General features: G+C 33.6%; 21 protein-coding genes and 2 pseudogenes. 19 read left to right on the plus strand and 4 right to left on the minus strand.

Translation table 11 applies throughout. The features are described 5' to 3' along the window. Positions 1 to 17 precede the first annotated feature (17 nt). Entirely contained in the window at positions 18 to 1,322 is a 1,305-nt protein-coding gene (aroA, locus tag CN288_RS10660) for a 3-phosphoshikimate 1-carboxyvinyltransferase (protein WP_098302248.1), read from the plus strand. 48 nt (positions 1,323 to 1,370) lie between these two features. Here the strand turns inward: aroA and CN288_RS10665 are convergent, their stop codons facing one another. Continuing rightward, complete coding sequence (locus CN288_RS10665) at positions 1,371 to 1,907, minus strand: hypothetical protein (protein WP_026591104.1); 537 nt, start codon at positions 1,905 to 1,907, stop codon at positions 1,371 to 1,373. Between the two features lie 713 nt (positions 1,908 to 2,620). Between CN288_RS10665 and CN288_RS10675 the strand changes: the two genes are divergently transcribed. The 3 genes from CN288_RS10675 to CN288_RS10685 all read left to right on the plus strand — a co-directional run bounded on the left by CN288_RS10675 (position 2,621) and on the right by CN288_RS10685 (position 8,024). Further along, positions 2,621 to 3,793, plus strand: coding sequence for a GNAT family N-acetyltransferase (locus CN288_RS10675; RefSeq protein WP_026591103.1), 1,173 nt, complete (start codon positions 2,621 to 2,623; stop codon positions 3,791 to 3,793). Positions 3,794 to 3,928: 135 nt separating this feature from the next. Next, positions 3,929 to 5,554 (plus strand): ABC-F family ATP-binding cassette domain-containing protein, encoded by a 1,626-nt coding sequence (locus CN288_RS10680; RefSeq protein ID WP_026591102.1) that lies wholly within the window; start codon positions 3,929 to 3,931, stop codon positions 5,552 to 5,554. 496 nt (positions 5,555 to 6,050) lie between these two features. Beyond that, positions 6,051 to 8,024: an LTA synthase family protein gene (locus CN288_RS10685; RefSeq protein ID WP_026591101.1), complete on the plus strand. Its 1,974-nt coding sequence runs from the start codon at positions 6,051 to 6,053 to the stop codon at positions 8,022 to 8,024. 332 nt (positions 8,025 to 8,356) lie between these two features. Here CN288_RS10685 and CN288_RS10690 read toward each other — a convergent pair whose 3' ends face one another. Beyond that, entirely contained in the window at positions 8,357 to 9,184 is an 828-nt protein-coding gene (locus CN288_RS10690; protein WP_026591100.1) for a peptidoglycan-N-acetylglucosamine deacetylase, read from the minus strand. A 466-nt stretch (positions 9,185 to 9,650) separates the two neighbouring features. On the opposite strand from CN288_RS10690, the pseudogene CN288_RS10695 reads away from it, so the two are divergent. The 9 genes and pseudogenes from CN288_RS10695 to CN288_RS10730 form a co-directional block, all read left to right on the plus strand. Further along, positions 9,651 to 10,074 (plus strand): annotated as a pseudogene (locus CN288_RS10695) (DNA alkylation repair protein); the annotation flags it as partial. A gap of 15 nt (positions 10,075 to 10,089) precedes the next feature. After that, complete coding sequence (locus CN288_RS10700) at positions 10,090 to 10,791, plus strand: nucleotidyltransferase domain-containing protein (protein ID WP_098302249.1); 702 nt, start codon at positions 10,090 to 10,092, stop codon at positions 10,789 to 10,791. Between the two features lie 15 nt (positions 10,792 to 10,806). Then, positions 10,807 to 11,355, plus strand: a complete 549-nt coding sequence (locus tag CN288_RS10705; RefSeq protein ID WP_026591097.1) for a GNAT family N-acetyltransferase — start codon at positions 10,807 to 10,809, stop codon at positions 11,353 to 11,355. Positions 11,356 to 11,435: 80 nt separating this feature from the next. After that, entirely contained in the window at positions 11,436 to 12,488 is a 1,053-nt protein-coding gene (locus CN288_RS10710; protein WP_026591096.1) for a DUF5105 domain-containing protein, read from the plus strand. A gap of 137 nt (positions 12,489 to 12,625) precedes the next feature. Beyond that, entirely contained in the window at positions 12,626 to 13,126 is a 501-nt protein-coding gene (locus CN288_RS10715; protein ID WP_098302250.1) for a GNAT family N-acetyltransferase, read from the plus strand. Between the two features lie 116 nt (positions 13,127 to 13,242). Beyond that, a complete protein-coding gene (locus CN288_RS10720) occupies positions 13,243 to 13,761 on the plus strand; it encodes a DinB family protein (protein ID WP_026591094.1) in 519 nt (172 codons plus the stop codon). A gap of 94 nt (positions 13,762 to 13,855) precedes the next feature. Then, a complete protein-coding gene (locus CN288_RS10725) occupies positions 13,856 to 14,794 on the plus strand; it encodes a DMT family transporter (protein ID WP_098302251.1) in 939 nt (312 codons plus the stop codon). Positions 14,795 to 14,851: 57 nt separating this feature from the next. Continuing rightward, positions 14,852 to 15,010 (plus strand): hypothetical protein, encoded by a 159-nt coding sequence (locus CN288_RS28725; protein WP_155924321.1) that lies wholly within the window; start codon positions 14,852 to 14,854, stop codon positions 15,008 to 15,010. A 183-nt stretch (positions 15,011 to 15,193) separates the two neighbouring features. Then, a pseudogene (locus tag CN288_RS10730) lies at positions 15,194 to 15,914 on the plus strand (histidine phosphatase family protein). A 95-nt stretch (positions 15,915 to 16,009) separates the two neighbouring features. Here the strand turns inward: CN288_RS10730 and CN288_RS10735 are convergent. Further along, positions 16,010 to 16,459, minus strand: a complete 450-nt coding sequence (locus CN288_RS10735) for a hypothetical protein (RefSeq protein WP_098302252.1) — start codon at positions 16,457 to 16,459, stop codon at positions 16,010 to 16,012. 208 nt (positions 16,460 to 16,667) lie between these two features. Between CN288_RS10735 and CN288_RS10740 the strand changes: the two genes are divergently transcribed. The 6 genes from CN288_RS10740 to CN288_RS29530 all read left to right on the plus strand — a co-directional run bounded on the left by CN288_RS10740 (position 16,668) and on the right by CN288_RS29530 (position 20,736). Further along, on the plus strand, positions 16,668 to 17,474 hold the full coding sequence (locus tag CN288_RS10740) for an aminoglycoside N(3)-acetyltransferase (RefSeq protein WP_026591090.1): 807 nt from the start codon (positions 16,668 to 16,670) through the stop codon (positions 17,472 to 17,474). A gap of 3 nt (positions 17,475 to 17,477) precedes the next feature. Beyond that, on the plus strand, positions 17,478 to 18,191 hold the full coding sequence (locus CN288_RS10745; protein WP_026591089.1) for a phosphopantothenoylcysteine decarboxylase domain-containing protein: 714 nt from the start codon (positions 17,478 to 17,480) through the stop codon (positions 18,189 to 18,191). Between the two features lie 16 nt (positions 18,192 to 18,207). After that, positions 18,208 to 19,035 (plus strand): HAD family hydrolase, encoded by an 828-nt coding sequence (locus CN288_RS10750; RefSeq protein WP_098302253.1) that lies wholly within the window; start codon positions 18,208 to 18,210, stop codon positions 19,033 to 19,035. Next, on the plus strand, positions 19,032 to 19,406 hold the full coding sequence (locus tag CN288_RS10755) for a tetratricopeptide repeat protein (RefSeq protein WP_098302254.1): 375 nt from the start codon (positions 19,032 to 19,034) through the stop codon (positions 19,404 to 19,406). Before CN288_RS10750 ends, CN288_RS10755 begins: the two co-directional genes overlap by 4 nt. 14 nt (positions 19,407 to 19,420) lie before the next feature. Beyond that, a complete protein-coding gene (locus CN288_RS10760) occupies positions 19,421 to 20,494 on the plus strand; it encodes a hypothetical protein (protein WP_098302255.1) in 1,074 nt (357 codons plus the stop codon). 149 nt (positions 20,495 to 20,643) lie between these two features. Continuing rightward, positions 20,644 to 20,736 carry a putative holin-like toxin gene (locus CN288_RS29530; RefSeq protein ID WP_098302256.1) on the plus strand — a complete coding sequence of 31 codons (93 nt, stop codon included), beginning with the start codon at positions 20,644 to 20,646 and terminating at the stop codon, positions 20,734 to 20,736. A gap of 286 nt (positions 20,737 to 21,022) precedes the next feature. On the opposite strand, the gene CN288_RS10770 is transcribed toward CN288_RS29530, so the two are convergent. Continuing rightward, on the minus strand, positions 21,023 to 21,853 hold the full coding sequence (locus tag CN288_RS10770) for an HNH endonuclease (protein WP_098302257.1): 831 nt from the start codon (positions 21,851 to 21,853) through the stop codon (positions 21,023 to 21,025). Positions 21,854 to 21,994 lie beyond the last annotated feature (141 nt).

The following is a 21,994-nucleotide window of genomic DNA, read 5'->3' on the forward strand; positions in this document are numbered from 1 at the left end:
AGGGAGAGGGTGACACTGTGAAAGAAGTAATGATACAAACTGTCAAAAGTGGATTAAGAGGGACAATTACAATTCCTGGTGATAAATCTATCTCACACCGTGCGGTTATGTTCGGAGCAATTGCACAAGGGAAAACAACAATTAAGGGTTTTTTACCTGGTGAAGATTGTTTAAGTACAATTTCTTGTTTTAGAGAAATGGGAGTAGAAATTTCGCAAAATGGTGATGAAGTAGTTGTAATTGGAAAAGGAATAGAAGGATTACAAGAACCGAAAAATGTTTTAGATGTTGGTAATTCAGGTACAACGATACGGTTAATGTCTGGAATACTTGCAAATACGCCTTTCCACTCCTGTATTCAAGGGGATTCATCAATTGGAAAAAGGCCAATGAAACGCGTAACGAATCCGCTTAGGCTTATGGGAGCAAAAATTGGCGGTAGAGAAGAAGGAACATTTACCCCACTTACAATAAGGGGTGGAAATTTAAAAGCAATTGACTACACTTCACCTGTAGCAAGCGCGCAAGTGAAATCAGCCATTCTACTCGCGGGGCTGACGGCTGAAGGTGTAACAACTGTTACAGAACCTCATATTTCACGAGACCATACGGAAAAAATGCTTGAAGCGTTTGGTGTTACAGTAATTCGTGAGGACAAAACTGTAAAAATTGCGGGTGGGCAACATTTAATCGGGACGGATATCCAAGTTCCAGGTGATGTCTCTTCAGCAGCATTTTTCTTAGTTGCGGGTGCGATTGTTCCAAATAGTAAACTTGTATTAAAAAATGTTGGAATGAATCCAACTCGTACAGGGATTATTGATGTTCTTACGAAAATGGGTGCTAATTTAGAAATACATCCTATTCATAATTCTGCGTCAGAACCAGCTGCGAATATTACAATTGAAACATCATCACTTCAAGGGATTGAAATCGGTGGAGATATTATCCCAAGACTTATTGATGAAATTCCAATCATTGCGCTGGCGGCAACACAAGCAGAAGGGAATACAGTTATTAAGGATGCACATGAATTGAAAGTAAAAGAAACAAACCGAATAGATACAGTTGTAGCTGAATTAACTAAATTAGGAGTACATATTGAAGCGACGGCTGATGGAATGATTATTTACGGTAAGTCCTCGTTAAAGGGGAATAAAGTAAATAGTCATAGTGATCACCGAATCGGTATGATGCTTGGGATTGCGGGTGCTATAGCAGATGGTAACACAATACTAGAAGATGCAGAAGCTGTTGGAGTTTCGTATCCTACATTCTTTAAAGAACTAAACAAACTACAAACTGAATTGGAAAAGTCATAAAATAAACGTCTATAACATTAGTGAAACATTTGTTATAGACGTTTTAGATTAGGTTGCTGGAGAGGGAAATCTAGCTCCTTCAAAACGTGAAATGCTATTAAATATATTAATTGTACCAGCTACGTTAGAGAGAAAAAATACCTCAACAATATCCTCGCATTTTAATTGAGCAATGGTAGAAACGGATATAATATTTTTAATTTGGATATTTGCTCCAAAGAAATCATTATCAGCAGCTATTTCATGACCATTTACTTGAATGTTTATTCTTCCTCTGTAAGATGAATTACAATTATTAGGTGAAAAAAGAAGGCTGGCAATCAATGAGTATACACCCCTTGTGTTAGGGATGAACATGGAGGCAGCTGAATTGAATTCATTGGCCAAATCAAATTGAATGTTAGGATATAAAACTTTAACAGTAGTATTAGCAGGTATTTGTTGAAGTGAAGATATGTTGACTGCTCTAAATGCTGATGGCCTTGTAGATTCACAACTCTCTCCTCTAAGGTCGCCATTTGTTCTTTGAGAAAGGGAATCTCGATTTCCATTCAATCTATTTAATTTGTCATAATAAGAACTCATAATTATTTATTCTTCCCTTCTTTATTTATTAGTTAAGAATAGAGGAGTAATTAGATAATGTATGCATCTGGGTATTCAAATTATCTAAACGAACGATTTGTAAGATCGAACAAGGGCACTATTTGCTTTGCATATTTTATCTTGCATGAACTGCCCGTAAAAGTCTAATCGGTGGAGCTAATAATCCGTAGGGATGAGGAAAAATCCCACTGACTAAAGTTTCACTTTATATGATATACAAAGGACGTGCTGAAAGTGATTAGTACAAAGAACCTTTTGTTTTATGGAAAATCTTTATCTCATATTAACGAGCAGTAACACTCCTACCTCAAAATTCAGCGAAAGTATTGTCCAGCTCTAGCGGCTAGAATCTCCGGCCGTTTCGCCCCCTTGTACGAGGCAAAAAGCGCCTCTCTGTTCGGGTGTTTGGGCGTCCTGCGATTCTGTGCGAGCCGCTTCCGCTTTTCTTTAAGAAGTTAGGTGGGAGATAAACTGCCCGTAAAAGCCCAATTGGTGAGGGCTAATAATCAGTGGGGGATGAAGAAAACCCCACTGATTAAAGTTTCACTTTATGTGGAAGATGTTTTTTGTTACACCAATATATATAACGATTTTAGAAAGGGCGATGTATATTTCATCGCCCTTTCTCATTTTTGCATAGGATTTTATCCGCATGAGTACGAATGTATTAAGGGAATAGGAGGAGAAAAGTCATGAAAGTAGTTGAATTAGCAGGGCAACAATATAGAGAAGCAATTACATTATCCGAATATGCTTTCCAATATAAAGTACCAGAAGATCAGATTGAAAAGCGTCTAACATTAATGAAAAAGCACCATCAATTGTTTGGGATATTAGAAGGAGATCAACTCGCAGCAAAACTGCATCTTCTTCCGTTAGAAATAAATATTGGTGATGAGGTATTTAAAATGGGTGGAATTGCAGGGGTGGCAACATACCCAGAGTATAGACGTAGTGGATATGTAAAAGAACTATTGAAACATGTACTGCAAAAAATGAAACAAGACGGATTTAGTGTATCAATGTTACATCCATTCGCAGTTTCATTTTACAGAAAGTTTGGATGGGAACTATTTGCCAATCGTTTCGTATGTTCAATGACGAAGAGTGATTTAGTGATGCAAAAGCATGTGAAAGGGAATGTGAGACGTTTTAATAAAGATTCACATCCAAAAGAAATAGAAGCAGTATATGAGCAATTTGCGAGGCGATTCGCTGGTATGCTAGTTAGAAGTACAGATTGGTGGGGGCAAGCAGTTTATCATGACAAGGCGGCAGCAGTCTATTACAATGAAGAAAATGAAGCTACTGGTTACATACTGTACAAAATAAATGATTCAAAAATGACAGTAGAAGAATTTGTACCGCTAAATAATGAAGCTAGAAGGGGACTTTGGAATTTTATTTGCCAACATGATTCTATGATAAGAGAACTTAAGATGATACTAAGTGAAACAGAGCCATTACTTTATACTCTGCAAGAGCCTCGAATTAAGGCTGAAATTACTCCTTATTTTATGGTTCGAATTGTAGACGTGGAGCAGTTTTTAAATCAATATTCATTTGTTTGGAGTAATCAACAAAACGAAGTGATTTTGCATATTTCAGATTCATTTGCCCCATGGAATAATGTGACGGTTAAATTACAAAGTAAAGAAGTAGTAATTATTAGTAAAGAAGAAACAGAAAAATGGAACAGTGGAGGAATTCATTTAAATATAAATGATTTATCAGCAATGTTATTCGGATATAAACGTCCGCTAGAGTTATACGAAATTGGCTCTGTTTCAGGAACTGAGGAAGAAGTGAAAGAGTTAGAACATTTGATTCCATTACATAAGCCGTTTATTTATGATTTCTTTTAAGTGATTTCATTTTTGGTTTTGAATAGAAAATTGCGGTTGCTGAAATAGAAAGATGATTAGATATACCTTTAGATGGCTAAATATGTTATAGTTAGTGAGATATATATATAAAAGTATTAAAATTGGAGGAACCACATGATTACAGTTAGTAACGTAGGATTGCGCTTTGCGGACAGAAAATTATTTGAAGATGTTAACATAAAATTCACACCAGGTAACTGCTACGGTTTAATCGGAGCAAACGGTGCTGGTAAATCAACATTTCTAAAGATTTTATCTGGAGAAATTGACCCATCAACAGGCGATGTAAATATTACGCCTGGTGAGCGTTTAGCAGTGTTAAAACAGAACCACTTCGAATATGAAGAGTTTCCTGTATTAGAAACAGTAATAATGGGTCACACACGTCTTTATAAAGTAATGCAAGAAAAAAATGCAATTTACATGAAAGAAGATTTCAGTGATGAAGACGGTATGCGCGCGGCAGAACTTGAAGGTGAGTTTGCTGAGCTAAACGGTTGGGAAGCTGAATCTGAAGCGGCTATCCTTTTAAAAGGACTAGGCATTGGAGAAGACCTTCATGATAAAAAGATGTCTGAGTTAACAGGGGCAGAGAAAGTAAAAGTATTACTTGCCCAAGCTTTATTTGGTCAACCTGACATTTTATTACTTGATGAGCCTACCAACCATTTAGACTTAAAAGCAATTCAGTGGTTAGAGAACTTCTTAATGAACTTTGAAAATACAGTTATCGTTGTATCCCATGACCGTCACTTCTTAAATAAAGTATGTACGCACATGGCGGATCTTGATTTCGGTAAAATTCAATTATATGTTGGTAACTATGACTTCTGGTATGAATCAAGCCAGTTAGCATTGAAACTAACACAAGATGCAAATAAGAAAAAAGAAGAGAAAGTAAAAGAGCTACAAAACTTCATCGCACGCTTTAGTTCAAACGCGTCTAAAGCGAAGCAAGCGACTTCTCGTAAAAAGTTATTAGATAAAATTACATTAGATGATATTAAACCATCATCACGCCGTTATCCATTCGTTGGCTTCACACCAGAGCGTGAAGTAGGAAATGACTTATTAACTGTAGAAGGTCTTTCAAAAACGATTGATGGAGAAAAAGTGTTAGATAATGTGTACTTCACATTAAATAAAGGTGATAAAGTTGCATTTATCGGACGTAATGATATTGCAATGACAACATTATTTAAAATTCTTATGGGTGAAATGGAGCCAGATAGCGGTTCATTTAAGTGGGGCGTTACAACATCTCAAGCTTACTTCCCAAGAGATAACTCTAAGTATTTCGAGAACAGTGAATATAACTTAGTTGAATGGTTACGTCAGTTCTCTCCACAAGATGAAACAGAAAGTTTCTTACGTGGTTTCTTAGGTCGTATGTTATTCTCTGGTGAAGAAGTAAAGAAAAATGTTTCTGTATTGTCAGGTGGAGAAAAAGTTCGTTGTATGCTTTCTAAAATGATGTTAAGTGGAGCGAACGTATTAACACTTGATGATCCAACGAACCACTTAGACCTTGAGTCTATCACAGCATTAAACAACGGTTTAATCGCATTTAAAGGAACATTACTATTTACATCTCATGACCATCAGTTCGTACAAACAATTGCAAACCGTATTATCGAAGTAACGCCAAACGGTGTAATCGATAAAGAAGCAACATACGATGAGTTCTTAGAAAATGAAGAACTTCAAAAGCAAATAAATGCAATGTATAACCAAAAATAATCTGCAGTATGAAACCCTCAATCTTATTATAAGATTGAGGGTTTTTATTTTTTAATGAGCATTTTATAAAGAACAACAAGGGGAATATTGGATGTAAATTATATTATTTCCTTATAACTATGAATAATTATAGGGAATAAAAAGTAGTCGAGACCTCTTAATACATGAATAATTTAGTAACAACAAATCCAATTGGTAATTTTGGAAATAAGAATGTTTGCGAAGTAGTGTATAAAGGTTTATAGTAGGTGAGTCCTGTTAAACGGATGGTCTTTAGATTTTAGTCATAAAAAATGTTACAAATGTATTTCATTAAATATATATCTAGGTCAACATGTTTCGTAAGAAATAGTTGAATAAATACAACCTTAAACTTATAATTACTAATATTCTTCATAAGGTTAAAGAAAAGAGAGGGTTGTTTGGGGACGTAAATTAAAAACAGAGATAGACTTATAAAAAAATAAGCCTTGGATGGTTAAAAAGAGGTGGAGAGATGAAACAATTATTGTTAAAGAGCAAACGTGTGTTAAGTAACCATTTTGGATTTTTCATTTTTGCAGTTGTTTTATTCTGGTTAAAAACATATGCAGCATATGTTACGGAATTTGACCTAGGGATATCAAACACAATTCAAAAATTCTTGCTATTTTTCAACCCGTTAAGCTCAGCTGTCCTATTTTTAGGACTTGCATTATTTGCAAAAGGGAAAAGATCTTATATCTGGTTAATTATTATTAATTTGTTATTGTCAATTCTTTTATACTCAAACGTGGTATATTACCGCTTTTTCAGCGATTTTATTACGTTCCCGACATTAACACAAACAAATAATTTTGGAGATTTAGGTGGTAGTATTTTAGCGTTATTACACCTATATGACCCATTATATTTCTTAGATACAATTATTCTACTTGTGTTAGTCATAACAAAATTTGCAAATCCAAAACCAATTCGTGTTGCAAAACATAAATTGTCACTTGTATTTATTACAGGGATTTTGTTGTTTAGCATCAACTTAGGTTTAGCAGAATCTGATCGTCCGGAATTACTGACAAGAACATTTGACAGAAACTACATTGTAAAATATTTAGGTGCATATAATTATACGATTTATGATGGGATTCAAAGCATGAAAGCATCAACAGAACGAGCTTTAGCAGATGGAGATAGTATGACAGGTGTAAGAAATTATATTGCATCGAACTATGCAAGCCCTAATCCAGAGTATTTTGGTAAGGGGAAAGGTATGAATGTTATCTATATTCATTTAGAGTCGTTCCAAAACTTTTTAATTAATTACAAGTTGAACGGACAAGAAGTTACACCATTTTTAAATTCATTTACGCATGATGCAAATACATTGTATTTTGATAACTTCTTCCATCAAACAGGACAAGGTAAAACATCTGATGCGGAGTTTATGTTAGAAAACTCAATATTTGGATTGCCACAAGGATCTGTATTTACAAACAAAGCTCATAACACGTATCAAGCAGCACCAGCTATTTTAGGGCAGCAGGGCTATACATCTGCAGTATTCCATGGTAATTATAAAACATTCTGGAATCGCGATGATATTTATAAATCATTTGGATTTAATAAATTCTTTGATGCAACATACTATGATATGAATGAAAAAGATGTTGTAAACTATGGACTAAAAGATAAGCCATTCTTTAATGAGTCTATTCCATTGTTACAAACATTAAAACAACCGTTCTATGCGAAATTTATTACATTGTCAAACCACTTCCCTTATCCGATTAATAAGGAAGAAGCGACAATTGAACCAGCAAAAACAGGTGATACATCTGTAGATACGTATTTCCAAACAGCACATTATTTAGATGAATCTGTAAAAGGCTTTATGGATTACTTGAAGCAATCTGGTTTATATGACAATTCAATCATTGTGATGTATGGAGATCATTATGGTATTTCAGATAATCATAACGCAGCAATGTCACAAATTATGGGTAAAGAAATTAATTCATTTGAAAATGCACAACTGCAACGTGTACCTTTAATCATTCATGTTCCAGGAATGAAAGGCGGAGTTCAACACCAATATGGTGGAGAAATCGATGTGCTCCCAACACTGTTACACTTATTAGGTACAGATACAAAGAATTATATCCAATTTGGTACAGATTTATTATCAACACAGCATCAACAAGTTGTTCCTTTCCGTAATGGTAACTATGTAAGTCCGACCGTTACTGCGCTTAATGGAAAGTATTATGATACAACCACTGGAAAATCAGTAGAAGCAACGAATGAAATCAAACAAAATGAAAAAATGGTTCAACAGAAACTTAAGCTTTCTGACGAAGTTGTAAATGGTGATTTACTCCGATTCTACACACCAGAAGGATTTACACCTGTAGATCGTTCGAAATATAATTATAATCATCGTGATAAAAATAAAACGCAGGTAAAAACAACAAAGCAAGAGCAAGAAGGTTAAACGTAAAAAAATAAATCAATGCCGGCCTCCTTATAAGGATAAATATTCCTTGTAAGGAGGCTTTTTTATTTAGGAGACTCAAGGTAATTTCACATACCGTATGGATAGAGTATAGTGAATGTATGAAAAGTGTATAATTATTGCATACTACAGAAACGAAATAATTTTACCCCGTATTAATGGGCAGTAATACTCCCATCTTTTCAACAAGAAGTACTCATTACAAGCATACATCGAAATCATGAATGATAATCAACTTCGCGTATACGAAAAAAGTCTTTAGAAACAAAAAAGACTTGATTTTTCTAAGGAGAAAATCAAGTCTTTTTAAATTAAATACGTTTGTCATGCCAGAAATTTAATGGGAAGTGTTCATCCTCATGATAGCTTTCCAGTTCATAACCTTTTTCCTTCAGACCTTTAATGATGGCAGGTACTGCTTTTACTGATTGTGGGTGAATATCATGCATAAGTACAACTTCTGTTGGGTCTGTTGCACCAGCAAGAACATTTTGCGCAATTTGTGCTGAGGCAGCATCGACTGGCATCTTATTATATTTCCAGTCTAAAGAGTCAATTGTCCAGTCCCAAACTTTCAAGCCGTTTTCTACAACCTTGTTACGAAGGGCTTCGTTTAATCCTGGCATTGATCCGTAAGACGGGCGAGTTAATATTGGTGATTTTCCAATAACCCCAGCGATTAAGCCTTGGTCTTCTTTCATTTCATCTACATAATGACCTTCTGTATAAAGCTTTTTGTAGTTATGTGTCATACTATGCATACCAACATAATGTCCTTCTGCAACTTCGCGTTTTACAAGATCAGGGAATGCTTTAACATTTGCTCCAATTAGGAAAAATGTAGCTTTTGCATCTTCTTTTTTTAACATGTCTAACAGCTCAGCAGTATATTTTCCAGGCCCATCGTCAAATGTTAAGTAAGCAACTTTTCTGACTTGCCCGTTATATTGCTTTGGAGCTTCTTTGGGGGCAAGAGCAGTTTGAATTTCACTTACAAGTTGAACAGACTTCGTTTCATCTTCCGTACTTGCTAAAGCAATATGAGTTGATCCATAAACTGCTTCGTACAAAAATAATACCCCGACGCAAATCAACAATGCTCTCTTTACTAAAGTTGTCATTCGAATTCTATTGTGCATAATTTTCCTTCTCTCTATAATAGTTCTACTCTACTATATTAGCAATTTTAGATAGAGAAATGCAAAAAAAGATTTTTACAAGTACAAAAAAATTTGTGGAAAAGTATGCAAGATATTGTTGTTTTACTGACGGGATTACTCTTGTTTAGCAGGTTTTTAAAAATAAAAAAAGAAGTGGTAAAAAACAAAAATTTACATATTTAAAGAATTTATATTCTATTATAAAACCTATATTGAAAATTGATGAACCATTCTTTAGTGAGATAAGGTGTTTATTTCGTACATCTTTTTTATTAAAAACGGCCGGTAAAAGCTTGAGTGGTCAGGATAACAAGGGGGTATATAACAGGATTCTGTTTTTAAATATTATAAATTTCACATACCGTATTTGAAGAAAAAACTAGGAAAATAAGAAATAGTGTCGAATATATCGTAAGTACATGTATAAAGTAAAGAAAATTATGAACAAGAGGTTGATAATTATTGTTTAATGGATGTACTTATGTCATCTGTATCGTTGTCTTCGATTGCAATAGGCAAATTGAAGGAATGGACAATCTATCAGGATGAATGGATTGCTAGAGCAGGTTGGTCATTACTCGCTAATATTGCTATAAAGGATAAAGTGTTAGAAGATGAATTTTTTCTTCCATTTTTAAAAGAGGTTCAGATGCATATACATACGAAAAAAATGGAAAAAGGAAGCGATACATAGTGCACTTATTACGATTGGAATTCGAAATGATGACTTTGAGCAAAAAGCAATCACAATTGTACGCGAAATTGGAAAAGCTGATGTTGATCATGGTGTCACTTCATGTAAGACATCTGAGGCAGAAGCGTATATGAAAAAAGCCCGAGATAGAGAACGAAATAAAAAAAGTAAATGAAAGAAGGAGAACGGCATGAAAGCAATTGACGCTGCACACAAATTTATTGAATTGCAATTTCCACATTGTAATGCCGCTTTATTAGGAGGAAGTGTTGCAAGAGGAGAAGCGACAAAAACATCTGACCTTGATATTGTAATATGGGATGATAGTCTATCTCATTGTTATCGTGAATCTTTTTTTAGCAATGGTTGGCCTGTTGAAGTGTTTGTACATAATTTTAAAACATATAAAGAATATTTTAAAAGTGACTGCAAGTGCGGGAGACCTAGTTTACCACAATTAGTTTCGGAAGGGATTATTTTAAAGGGGAAGGAAGAAATTATAACTAGTTTAAAACAGGAAGCACGGCAATTATTAGATAAAGGTCCTGAAAAGTGGACAGAAGAATTGACTAGACAGAAACGTTACTTTATTACGGATGTATTAGATGATTTTATTGGTGCGACAAGGAGGGAAGAAGAACTGTTTATTGCTAATCTTTTGGCTGAGTTGGTTCATGAATTTGTACTTAGAGTAAATGGGCAATGGGTTGGAAATTCAAAATGGTTTATTAGAGTGTTAAGAAAATACGATGAATTATTTGCAGAAGAGTTTGTTGCAGCTTTTGATCATTTTTATAAAACTGGAGAGAAAAAGAGACTGATTATTTTTGTCGAGAAAACTTTAGAAAACTATGGTGGCAGGTTGTTTGAAGGTTTTTCCATAGGGAAATAAAAGGGAGATGAAAAAATGAGTGTACCAATTATTGTGTTAAGAGAACTTACATTAGACGACGTAGAAGATCGATATCAATGGTCATTGGATACAAAAGTAACAAAGCACTTAGTGGTACCAGATCAATACCCACCATTTACACGTGATGAGACAAAAAGGTGGATTGAAATGTGTATGAACCGGGAAAATGGGTATGAACAACGAGCTATCGTTTCTGAGGATGGTGTGCATATCGGTTGGGTCGATCTAAAAAACTTTGATAAAACGAATAAAAATGCTGAATTAGGAATTGCAATTGGAAATAAAGAATATTGGGGGTGCGGATATGGTATCGCAGCGTTATACAGCATGTTACAAATTGGATTTTATGAATTTGGTCTGGAGAAAGTGTGGCTACGTGTAGACGTAGATAACATAAAAGCAATAAAAAGTTATGAAAATGCTGGATTTGTTTGTGAAGGAATTATGAGGAGAGATAGAGTACGAAATGGAATGTTTATTGATAGATATCGATTTAGTATATTAAGAGATGAATATAAAAATAATGTAAATTTAAAATTTTAGCTACACAAATTGTCGTATTATTGTATATAATTAAGATTAGTTAATGAATTGTTTTTATTTTACAAAGGGGAGTGGCATAATTGATTAACAAGAAAGTCATGTCTATTTGCTTTGCAACTATTTTAGCAGCAGGTATTCTAAGTGGTTGTAACTCAAAGAAGACAGAATCTAAACCTGAGGAAACAAAAGTAAGTGAAGTAGGGGACACAAGCAAATTAAAAGATGTCGAGATGACATTAGAAAGTGCTGAATTTGTCTTACCTGATCAATACGCTAAACTAGAAAATGAGCAAGTATTAAAAGTAGAAGTGACAATGAAAAATAAAGGTGATAAATCATTAAATATTCTTCCAAATGATTTCGCTCTATATCTTGATGATAAGAAAATGAAAACCTATTTTGGATCAGAAGGAAACTTAAATCCTGGAGAGTTGGATAAGGGTAAGTCAATTACTGGTAATATATTTTTTGATGTAGAAGCTGGAGAAAAGTATGAACTAGTGTATACAAAGTTCATTTCAGATCCGAAAAAAGATAAAGATGAAAAAGTAAGATATAAGATTGATGGCAAAAAATTAGCTGAAAAGGCGAAGGATTTACAAAAGCCAGCAGAAGCGTTAAATGCCTACATAAATGCAGCATTTTATGACAAAGATGCGGGGAAATTAAAAACTTTAACTGGTGAAGATAGTACTCAATTTTTAAATGATTTTGAAGCAGCATTTAAGCAAACGATGGAAAGAGAAATCGGTCAAAAGGTGAATGACGATTTATTAAAAAGTTTATTAGGAAAAATAAAGTTAGCTATTCAAAAAAATGTAAAGTATGAAACGAAAGTAATTTCAAATAAAAATGGAAAAGCAAAGGTTGAAATTAAAGGGAAACCAATTGATAATAGTGCATTAGAATCTAAAATGCAAAGTGAAATGATGAACTTTGCTTCAACAAATCCAAATGCCACAGATGAACAAATTGTTAATCAGGTATTTGCTGTTTATGAGAAATTGTTACAAGAGGTAACAACTTCTAGCATTGAAGAAAAGGCTGAAGTTGAGATGGAGAAACATGGTAAAAATCAATGGAAATTAAATTCTACATCTGCTGGAAGTATGAATCGTATTTTTATGAAATGATGTATGAATCAATTAATTAAACATATTATTTAGAACACGGTAATTTATTAAAGACGATATAGAGAGAAAATAAAAATATGAGTTAAACCTGCTAAAAGAGCAGGTTTTTCTTTTTAATTATGAAAGGATGTATAAAAATGATTCGAATTTTATCTGACCTTAACGCAGTGCAATATTGGGATTTACGTTTGCAGGCATTACGAGTAAATCCAGATGCATTTGTGACCACGTATGAAGAAGCGATGCAAAAAGAAAATCCTGTAGAGGAAGTTGCTCAAAATTTTAATTCAAAAACTAGTTACACATTTGGAGCTTTTAATAACGAAAATCGACTGCTAGGTGTAGTAACATTACTGACAGAGCAAAAGGCAGCCTTTAAGCATAAAGGACATCTTGTTGCTATGTATGTAGATGCTCAAAGTAGAGGGAAAGGATTCGCAAAATGTTTAATTGGAGCAGTAATTGAAAAAGCAAGAGAGCTGAAAATTGAGCAAATTAATTTAGGAGTTGTTTCAGATAATAAAGCAGCAAAAACATTGTATCAATCAATGGGTTTTACAACGTATGGTGTAGAAAGAAGAGCGTTGAAAATGAATGATGTATATCGTAATGAGGAGCACATGGTTTTATTTCTCTAAGAGAATGTTTCAAAAGGGTTGAAGGTGTTTAAAAACAAGAGGCGTATTCATTATAATCATCATGAACAGGCAACTGAGATCAATGAAAAGATAAAGAGTTAGATGGGAGAATTACAGTGAAAGATTTATATTTAGAAAGGGACATGAACCCTCATGTTGCAATATTATATGCTACTGTAAGTGACACATTCAAAAGATTAAGAGATCTAGTTGAAGGTGTAGGAAAAGAAGAATTGTATTACAAAGGTCCTTCTAATGATGAAAATAGCATCGGACAGCTTCTTCAGCATTTAGCAGTTGTAGATTTACATTGGGTGTATCGTTTGAAAGGTGTGCAGGCTCCATTAGTATTACAAGAAAAATATGGTCCTATGCTTGATGAAAAAGGAGAATTGCCCAATATAACAAAAGGTTCTTTGCAAGAACTCATGCACGATTATCAAGATGTTCATAATATGTTTTATAATGAATGTATAAAACTAATAGAAACCGACTTAACCCGCGAAGTCTATTATGAAAAAGCTGAAACAGCTACGATTAGGTGGGGGATATGGCATATAGCTGATCATAGCCGCTATCATCAAGCTCACATAAGCCGATTACGGAAATTGTATCGACAAGAAATAAACATATAAAAGCACTAATTCAAGCATGAAATTTCCGAATTTTATTTCAAATTGATTATATTTTGTTATATAGTAGAGGGAAAACGGTATAAGGGGTTTTAGGATGAAAGCAATTGCAGCGGGAGTTTTGGCATCGTTTTTCTTTGCCTTTACATTTATTTTGAACCGTGCGATGGACTTACAAGGGGGAAGCTGGATTTGGAGTGCATCGTTACGATATTACTTTATGGTTCCGCTACTTGTCATGATAGTCATGTATAGAGGAAACTTAAAGCAACTCTTTCAATATATGAAAAATAATCCGAAAGAGTGGTTGTTATGGAGTATTGTGGGCTTCGGTCTTTTTTATGCACCACTTAGTTTCGCAGGTGCATTTGGACCAGGGTGGCTCGTTGCCTCAACATGGCAAATTACGATTATAGCAGGAATTTTATTAACACCATTCTTCGCAACGAATTCGCTACATAAAAAAATTCCAATGAAAGAATTGATGATGTCTGCTGTCATATTATTAGGTGTTCTTCTCATGCAAGTAGAGCAAGCTTCTTCTTTAGGGATTCGTGAAACTGTTTTATGTGTAGTTCCTGTAATAGTTGCAGCGTTTGCTTATCCATTTGGTAATCGGAAAATGATGCAAATATGTAAAGGTGAGATAGATGTTTTTCAGCGAGTTCTTGGAATGACACTCGCAAGTTTACCATTTTGGTTTTTGTTATCAGGTTATGAGGTTTCTACAAATGGCTTGCCATCAAGTGACCAAGTCTTCCAATGCTTCATCGTAGCAATTAGTTCTGGTTTAATTGCTACTGTATTATTTTTCTTTGCAACTGACCTTGTAAAGGATGATCCGCAGAAATTAGCTACTGTAGAAGCGACGCAATCTGGTGAGGTTTTATTTGCGCTATTAGGGGAGTTGATATGGTTATCTGCTCCGTTTCCATCATCGCTATCATGGATTGGAATGAGTTTAGTGGTGGTTGGAATGATTTTGCATAGCTATGTTGCAGTTGTCGTGAAAAAGGATGAAAAAATAACGGCGTGAATGAATATTAGCTCTTTGAAAATAAGGAGCTAATATTTTTTTTATGTAGGAATTTACATGGAATTAAAAGGATTCATTCATTTTCTAAATAGATTAGAAGACAATCATATATTCTATAAGATAAGTAAAGTGAGAAGGGAAAGCATTATGGTGGAAGTGACTGTACTAAGGCAACGATGGGAAATTGAATTCCTAGTTGCAGATTATAGTGATTAAGTAAAGAGAAAGGAACGGATGCATAATTATAGTGGGCTGATCCTTTTTTGTTTTAATCATATGAATTGATATATACTAACTTTATATGTAACATATAATAAAGGTGGGAGTTCCTGTTTACTGAGACGTGTTTTCGCATAGTAAGGATAGAACAAATAGATTAGGCTAAAGGGAGAGAAAGAAATGAATAATATGGAAAAAGATATAAATATAACAGATAAAAACATGGATAATATCGTTACGTTATATATTACTAGACACGGCAAAACAATATTAAACACAAATGAACGTGTACAAGGCTGGGCTGATTCTCCATTAGTGGAGAAAGGCATTGAAGTAGCTAAAGGTTTAGGGAATGGATTACAAGATATTCTTTTTGTTGATGCTTATAGTAGTGATAGTGGGCGTGCAATTGAAACTGCTAACTTAGTATTAAAGTATAGTGGACAATCAAATTTAAAACTTGAACAAAGGAAAGATTTACGTGAATTAAATTTTGGGATTTATGAAGGTGAAAAGATTGAAAATATGTGGGAGGCTATTAAAAACCTTGCTGGTGTGAAATCAGCGACTGAATTAATGAAGTTCTCTATTAAAGAGATTACCAATTTCATTGTAGAAGCAGACTCTACAATGAAATTGGGAAGTATTTTCAACTCGTATCAAAAAAGAAATTGATAAAATTAGTGAAGACACCGCCAAAAATGGAGGAGGTAACGTTTTAATCGTATCTCATGGACTGATGATCACTTCATTAGTAGAAATGCTTGATAGTAGTAAAACAAAAATGGGGGTAGAAAATGCAAGTGTAACTAAAATTCTCTATCAAGATGGGACGTATAAAATTGAGTCTGTTGGCGATATGAGTTATGCTGAAAAAGGTAGCGAGATTGTAAAATCGTGATAGTTTGTATAAAGTAATAGAATGAAAAAGACGGATTTCTTATGAAGATAAGGACGTCTTTTTCTTTGGTTTTTTAGTTATGAAGTATTGTGTTTTTATTGTTGTGACGTAACTCCTTCATTCTGTTTTATCTCAAAAATTTTTTTACCATCTTCATTTACAATGTTTACAGAGTCTCTTAATTTATTTACGCCAATATACATAACAGGGTTTTTATCTCTACCTTTATCTTTTTCCACATGTAATACAATAACTGATTTATCTTTTTCATCTTTCACTTCTTTTACTGTAATTTTATCATTCTGATATTTTTCGCCAAATGCTAAAAATATCATCATTTTTTCTTCGCTAATTCTTTCAATTGAGTGATGAACAAGTGTTGGATCTTCTTGTGCTTTTTCATACAGATTAATTGGTCCGAATTCACCTTCATTATATCTAGATTTTTCTAGAACCCAATAGCTTTCATAATCGCTTGTAAATAGAGTACATCCACTTAATCCGATCATACACAGTACTCCAAAAATGAATATGAATTTTTTCATATTATCCACCTTTAAAAAGAATATGATTCATATAATTATACCATAAATTTACTATTTCGAATTTTTAATCTTATATTTATAAATTTAGTACTTAACGTGTTTGTTTAGATTAAAAATTGAGAAAAATATGATAAAATATTGAGAGTGAATTCAAAGTGAAAATTGGTAGTTTGTAAAATCTTAACACAGAACAAACGGGGGAGTAATCATGAAAATAAACGACATAGTGGCGGAAACGCAATTACCAAATACAATTGAAACGATATCGAATGATTTACAGGCATTAGGACTTAAAAAAGGAATGACAGTGATTGTTCATTCTTCTCTTAGTTCAATTGGTTGGGTATCTGGTGGGGCAGTCGCGGTTGTAGAAGCGTTAATGAATGTAATTACTGAAGAAGGTACGATCATTATGCCGACACAAACGTCTGATTTATCGGATCCAAAAAATTGGGCAAGACCTCCTGTCCCAGAAAGCTGGTGGCAAATTATTCGAGACAACGTTCCAGCATTCCATCCAGATATAACCCCAACACTCGCGATGGGAAAAGTTGTAGAATGTTTTCGTACATATCCGAATGTAAAACGGAGTAATCATCCATTAAATAGCTTCGCAGTATGGGGGAAACATGCAGAGACTATTATAGCTGAGCATTCACTTTCCATTAGTTTTGGAGAACACTCACCTTTAAAGAAAATATATGATTTAGATGGATATGTATTGTTGATAGGTGTAGGCTATGATTCTAATACATCGATTCACCTATCTGAAATACGTACAGGAGCACGTGAATTAATTAAAGTTGGAGCACCCGTTTTAGAAAATAACATAAGGGTGTGGAAAGAGTTCGATGAAATGGATTATGATTCTGACTTGTTTGTTGAGATTGGAAAAGAGTTTGAACGTATAAATGCTGTAACAATTAATAAAGTAGGAAATGCAACGTGTAGATTAATGAAACAAAAAGAAATTGTTGACTTTGGTGTACAATGGTTTCGTTCGAAAAATAAGTAAGGGATGGTTATGATGAAGGGGAAAAAGATTTTAATTACAAGTGGTGGCTGTTTAGAGAAATGGGATCAAGTACGTGGTCATACAAATTTAGCAAAAGGTACAATCGGAAGAATGCTTGCTGAAGAAGCGATGACAAAGGGAGCACACGTTATATATTTACATGGTTATTTCGCTGAAAAGCCGCATACTACCAATGATCAATTAGAATTACATCCATTCGAAGGTATTGTTGATTTACAAGATAAGATGAAAAGTATCATTACACACGAGAAAATTGATGCAGTAATTATGGCGGCAGCTGGATCGGATTGGATCGTTAATAAAATTTGTGATCAAGATGGAAATATACTTGATAAGAATGGGAAGATTTCAAGTGATATAGCACCAATTATTCATTTTCAAAAAGCACCAAAAATATTAAAACAAATTAAACAATGGGATCCAGAAACGGTTTTAGTTGGATTTAAACTTGAAAGCGATGTCAATGAAGTAGAATTAATTCAACGTGCGAGTGAAAGAATGAGGCAGGCGAAAGCAAATCTTATGGTAGCAAATTCTCCGCATTCATTATATTCAAATGCAGCCATCCATCATGTAATCGGAGAAGATGGTAATGTTTGTATTTGTGAAGGGAAAGATGAAACAGCAAAAGAGATTGTAACCAAATTAGAACAGTTATGCAATCGTGTAGAAGAGGGGAGTTTGGGCCGTTTATAAAAAGGGAGAGGTGTTCATGCTTTTTCAAAATATCAAAGTCATTGTATTAGATTTAGATGGTACATTGTTAAATAATGAAAAGAAGGTATCAGAGAGAAATATAAAAGCAGTTTTGGATTGTCATAGAAAAGGAATACATATTATTTTTGCGACAGCAAGAGCTCCTCGTTCTGTAAAACAGTTTCTTCCAAAGGAATTACAGAGTATTGGAATGATGGTGTATTACAATGGCGCTCTATTACGGGATCAAATAACAAAAATGAATTACCATTACCCAATTGATGCTGTTCACACAGCGGAAATTATCAATTTTGTTATGCAAACGCAACCTGCTTCTTTCATTGCAATTGAGGTACAAGATACATGTTACATTAATCAAAATATAAAAACAAATTTTATAACAGCGACGAAGCCGATTGTTATGACGAATGAAGAAATGAAACAACGTTCTGTATCTAAAATACTGTTACACTCGTTTTCTCACTATGAAAAATTAGAAGAACAATTTCGGCATAAAGTAAACGTAATTTGTACAGATCAAAATCAGCTCGTCCAAATAATGGGGCGTAATGTTTCGAAAGAAAATGCTGTGTTGAATTGGTGCCAAAAGCACGAGATAAGTGCAAAACAAGTAATGGCATTTGGTGATGATTGGAATGATATCGGCTTGTTCAAAGAATGTGGTTATCCAATTGCGATGGAAAATGCAATTTTGGAGCTAAAAGAATTAGCATATTGCATAACAGATAGCAATGAAGAGGATGGTATAGCATGTATTCTGGAGCAGATAAGGAGTGATGTAGGTGAAACACTTATTGGAGCAAACGATTCAATTTCGGAATGAAGAAATATGTACAAGTAAGGGATATACTCATTGGGTTAACTAACCTTACCCAGCATCCAGAAGTTCTCTATGAATGCGCTTATATACATGATGTAATGGGACTTAAAACAGAAGCTGTTCCATTTTACGAAAAAGCAATTGTAAATGGACTTAAAGGAGAAGCATTATGTAGGGCATATATTGGACTCGGAAGTACATATCGATGCATCGGTGAATACGATAAAGCGATTGTTACATTAGAAGCTGGGCTCAAAAAGTTTCCGGACAATGAAACCATGAAAGTAGTTCTTTCCATTGCAAAATATAATATTAAAGAATATGAAAGAGCTATTTTGTTCTATAAAGACCAGCTTAATAAGATTTTTAAATAAAAAGGAGAGAGTGCATGAGTGATTCAATTTCACATAAAAGAAGAAATGTTTCGATTGGTCTTATTGCTTTAATTGTAATATCAAATTATCTAGCATATACACTTCCTATTGTACCCGCTGTACCGAAGGAAATGGTGCTAGGGTCCTTGTTTGATTTTCTTATTGTAATTCCAGTTATTACGTATTTCTTTATCATACGAAAACGCTATTCGTTAACTTATATATTTCCAGTTGTAATAGCAGGCTATATTGCCGCAAGATTCATAATTCCAAGCGATTATTTACAGTCGTTTTCATTTGTTTCTTATATTTTAGTTGCAGGAGAAATTGTGTTTATCGGTTTAGAGTTATTTATTCTATATAAGACTGCTAGAGCATTACCGAAGATTATACGATGTTATAAGCAATATAAGAATGAATATCCATCATTTTCTTTTGCAATTGATAAGGCATTAGATAAAACATTAGATAAAACATTCACAAGAAATACTGTAGTAAATGTGATCGTTACAGAATGTAAGTTATTTTACTATGCTTTATTTTCTTGGCGTACAAAGATGCCAGAAAGTCAGCATGTTTTTTCATATCATAAAAAGACTGGAGCAATTCCATTTTATATTATGCTGATTCACGCAACATTAATTGAATCAATTGGGTTTCATTATTTACTTCATCAATGGAATCCAGTGTTAGCTTGGATTTTACTCATTTTAAATATATATGGAATCCTTTATTTTTTAGCTGAGATACAAGCAGTCCGTAAAAATCCATATATTATGACAGAAACAGAAATGATCATTCAAGTTGGATTTGGTAGGAAAATTGTTGTACCATTTTTTCAAATAGAAGAAATTTCCTTTTACAAAGGTGAAGTATTAACTAAGGAAGAAGGAAAAGAAATATTCGAAGCAACGGTAATGGAATTTATAAAAGAACCGGCTACCTTTGAAATCAAATTAAAAGAGCCGTTAACAGCGCAGTTACTATATGGATTTACGAAAAAGGTGAATCGTGTACATGTGAATGTGGATGATAATCGGAGATTTTATGAAGCAATTGTTGAAAAACTAGAGAAAGATGAGGAATAAAAGAATAGGAATCAGTAAAACCGGCAAGCGAGAGACTTGCCGGTTTTCATCGTAAAAAATTAGAAAATATGATAAAATTAAGAGGTAACTTATGGTACGGTTGGTTGTTCAATTATCACTTCTCCAGGCTTGAAGGGAGGTGATAATAAATGAGTGAAATTTCGTTATTGTTGCAAGGCGGATTATTTCTCGTTGCACTGTTAACGTTTGTTGTCGTTTTAATCGATAAGCTCAAAAAATAACAACCCACCTACGCCAATAGAATGTGGGTTGTTTCGTTTGTAAGAAACAAATAGGATAAATGAACAATCCAATCTGCTAAGTTACATGGACTGGTGTGTAGCCGCACACTAGTCTTTTTTATTTATATACAATTTATAATTGTTTTATGTGATTGTATTGTTCTTTTCATACTCATTATAACATAGTGTCTTTTCAACAAGAAAGGAGACCGTATGTTCTTGTTGCGAATTCTTGTTATTTAACTATGATTCAATCTGTAAAAATAACTTTGTTATCCAAAGATTATTAAACGCGAGTCGTTTGTGTACTCTTTTGTTTAAATAATTGATCCATGTATTGTTTTAAATTCTCAATATAGAATTCTTGCTTTTCTACATCATTCACTCCAACAATTGGAGATGGAAGTTGATATTTTTTTCGAGAAAGATGGACAACAACATCGAAAATATCAAATAGGCGAATAAAGCAGAATAGACCATCTTTATCACTTAATAAAATAAAGTAATGGTTATCGCTAGTCGTATTGAGGGTATTCCACAATGAGCTTTTACTTAAATCACGAACAATGCTTCGTTCTTTTAATTCGATAAAGTCAACATTAGATATAATAGTAGAAATATCAATCGCATCAGGATCATTAAAATAACCGTCAATTGTATGTACTGCGAATATATAAGCCATTTTTAAGATACTCATTTTATATTTACGGTTATCTAAAAGTAATTCACGTTGAATGGAGCTTGCTACTTTCGTTACACGTTCTTCTTTCCAAATTTCATTATGTAGTGAAATATCATGTTTTTTACATAGTTTCATAATTAACGCATTAGAATAATATACTTCGCCGTTCGTTTCAACTTCTTCCGTTTCCGCTGCCGCTAATTTTTGACCATATTCATTCGTATAAAGAGGAGAATCAATTTGTTGCTTCATTTGTTCGATTTTGTATTGGATTAGTTTATGCCTGATTAATGGTCGGTCTACGTTTGTTGTGAGATGCTCATAACAAGTATCACAAATTAAATTTGTAAAATAATATCCACATAAAATCTCTGGGACAACATGTTGTTCACTAAGTTCTTTCGTTTCTTTTCTGCAAATGATACATTGCGTCATATTTATCACCTTTTACCCTGAAAATTTGTATGTATTCTTATTGTAGTGTATTTATTAGTATTTTGGAACATTGAAGATGAAAATAGAGTATAAAATTCATGAGTGTTTTGATACAATAAAGTGAAGTGCTAATTTAAAGGA

It is taken from the genome of Bacillus sp. AFS023182, assembly GCF_002560575.1.
Classification (GTDB): Bacteria; Bacillota; Bacilli; order Bacillales; family Bacillaceae_G; genus Bacillus_A; species Bacillus_A arachidis.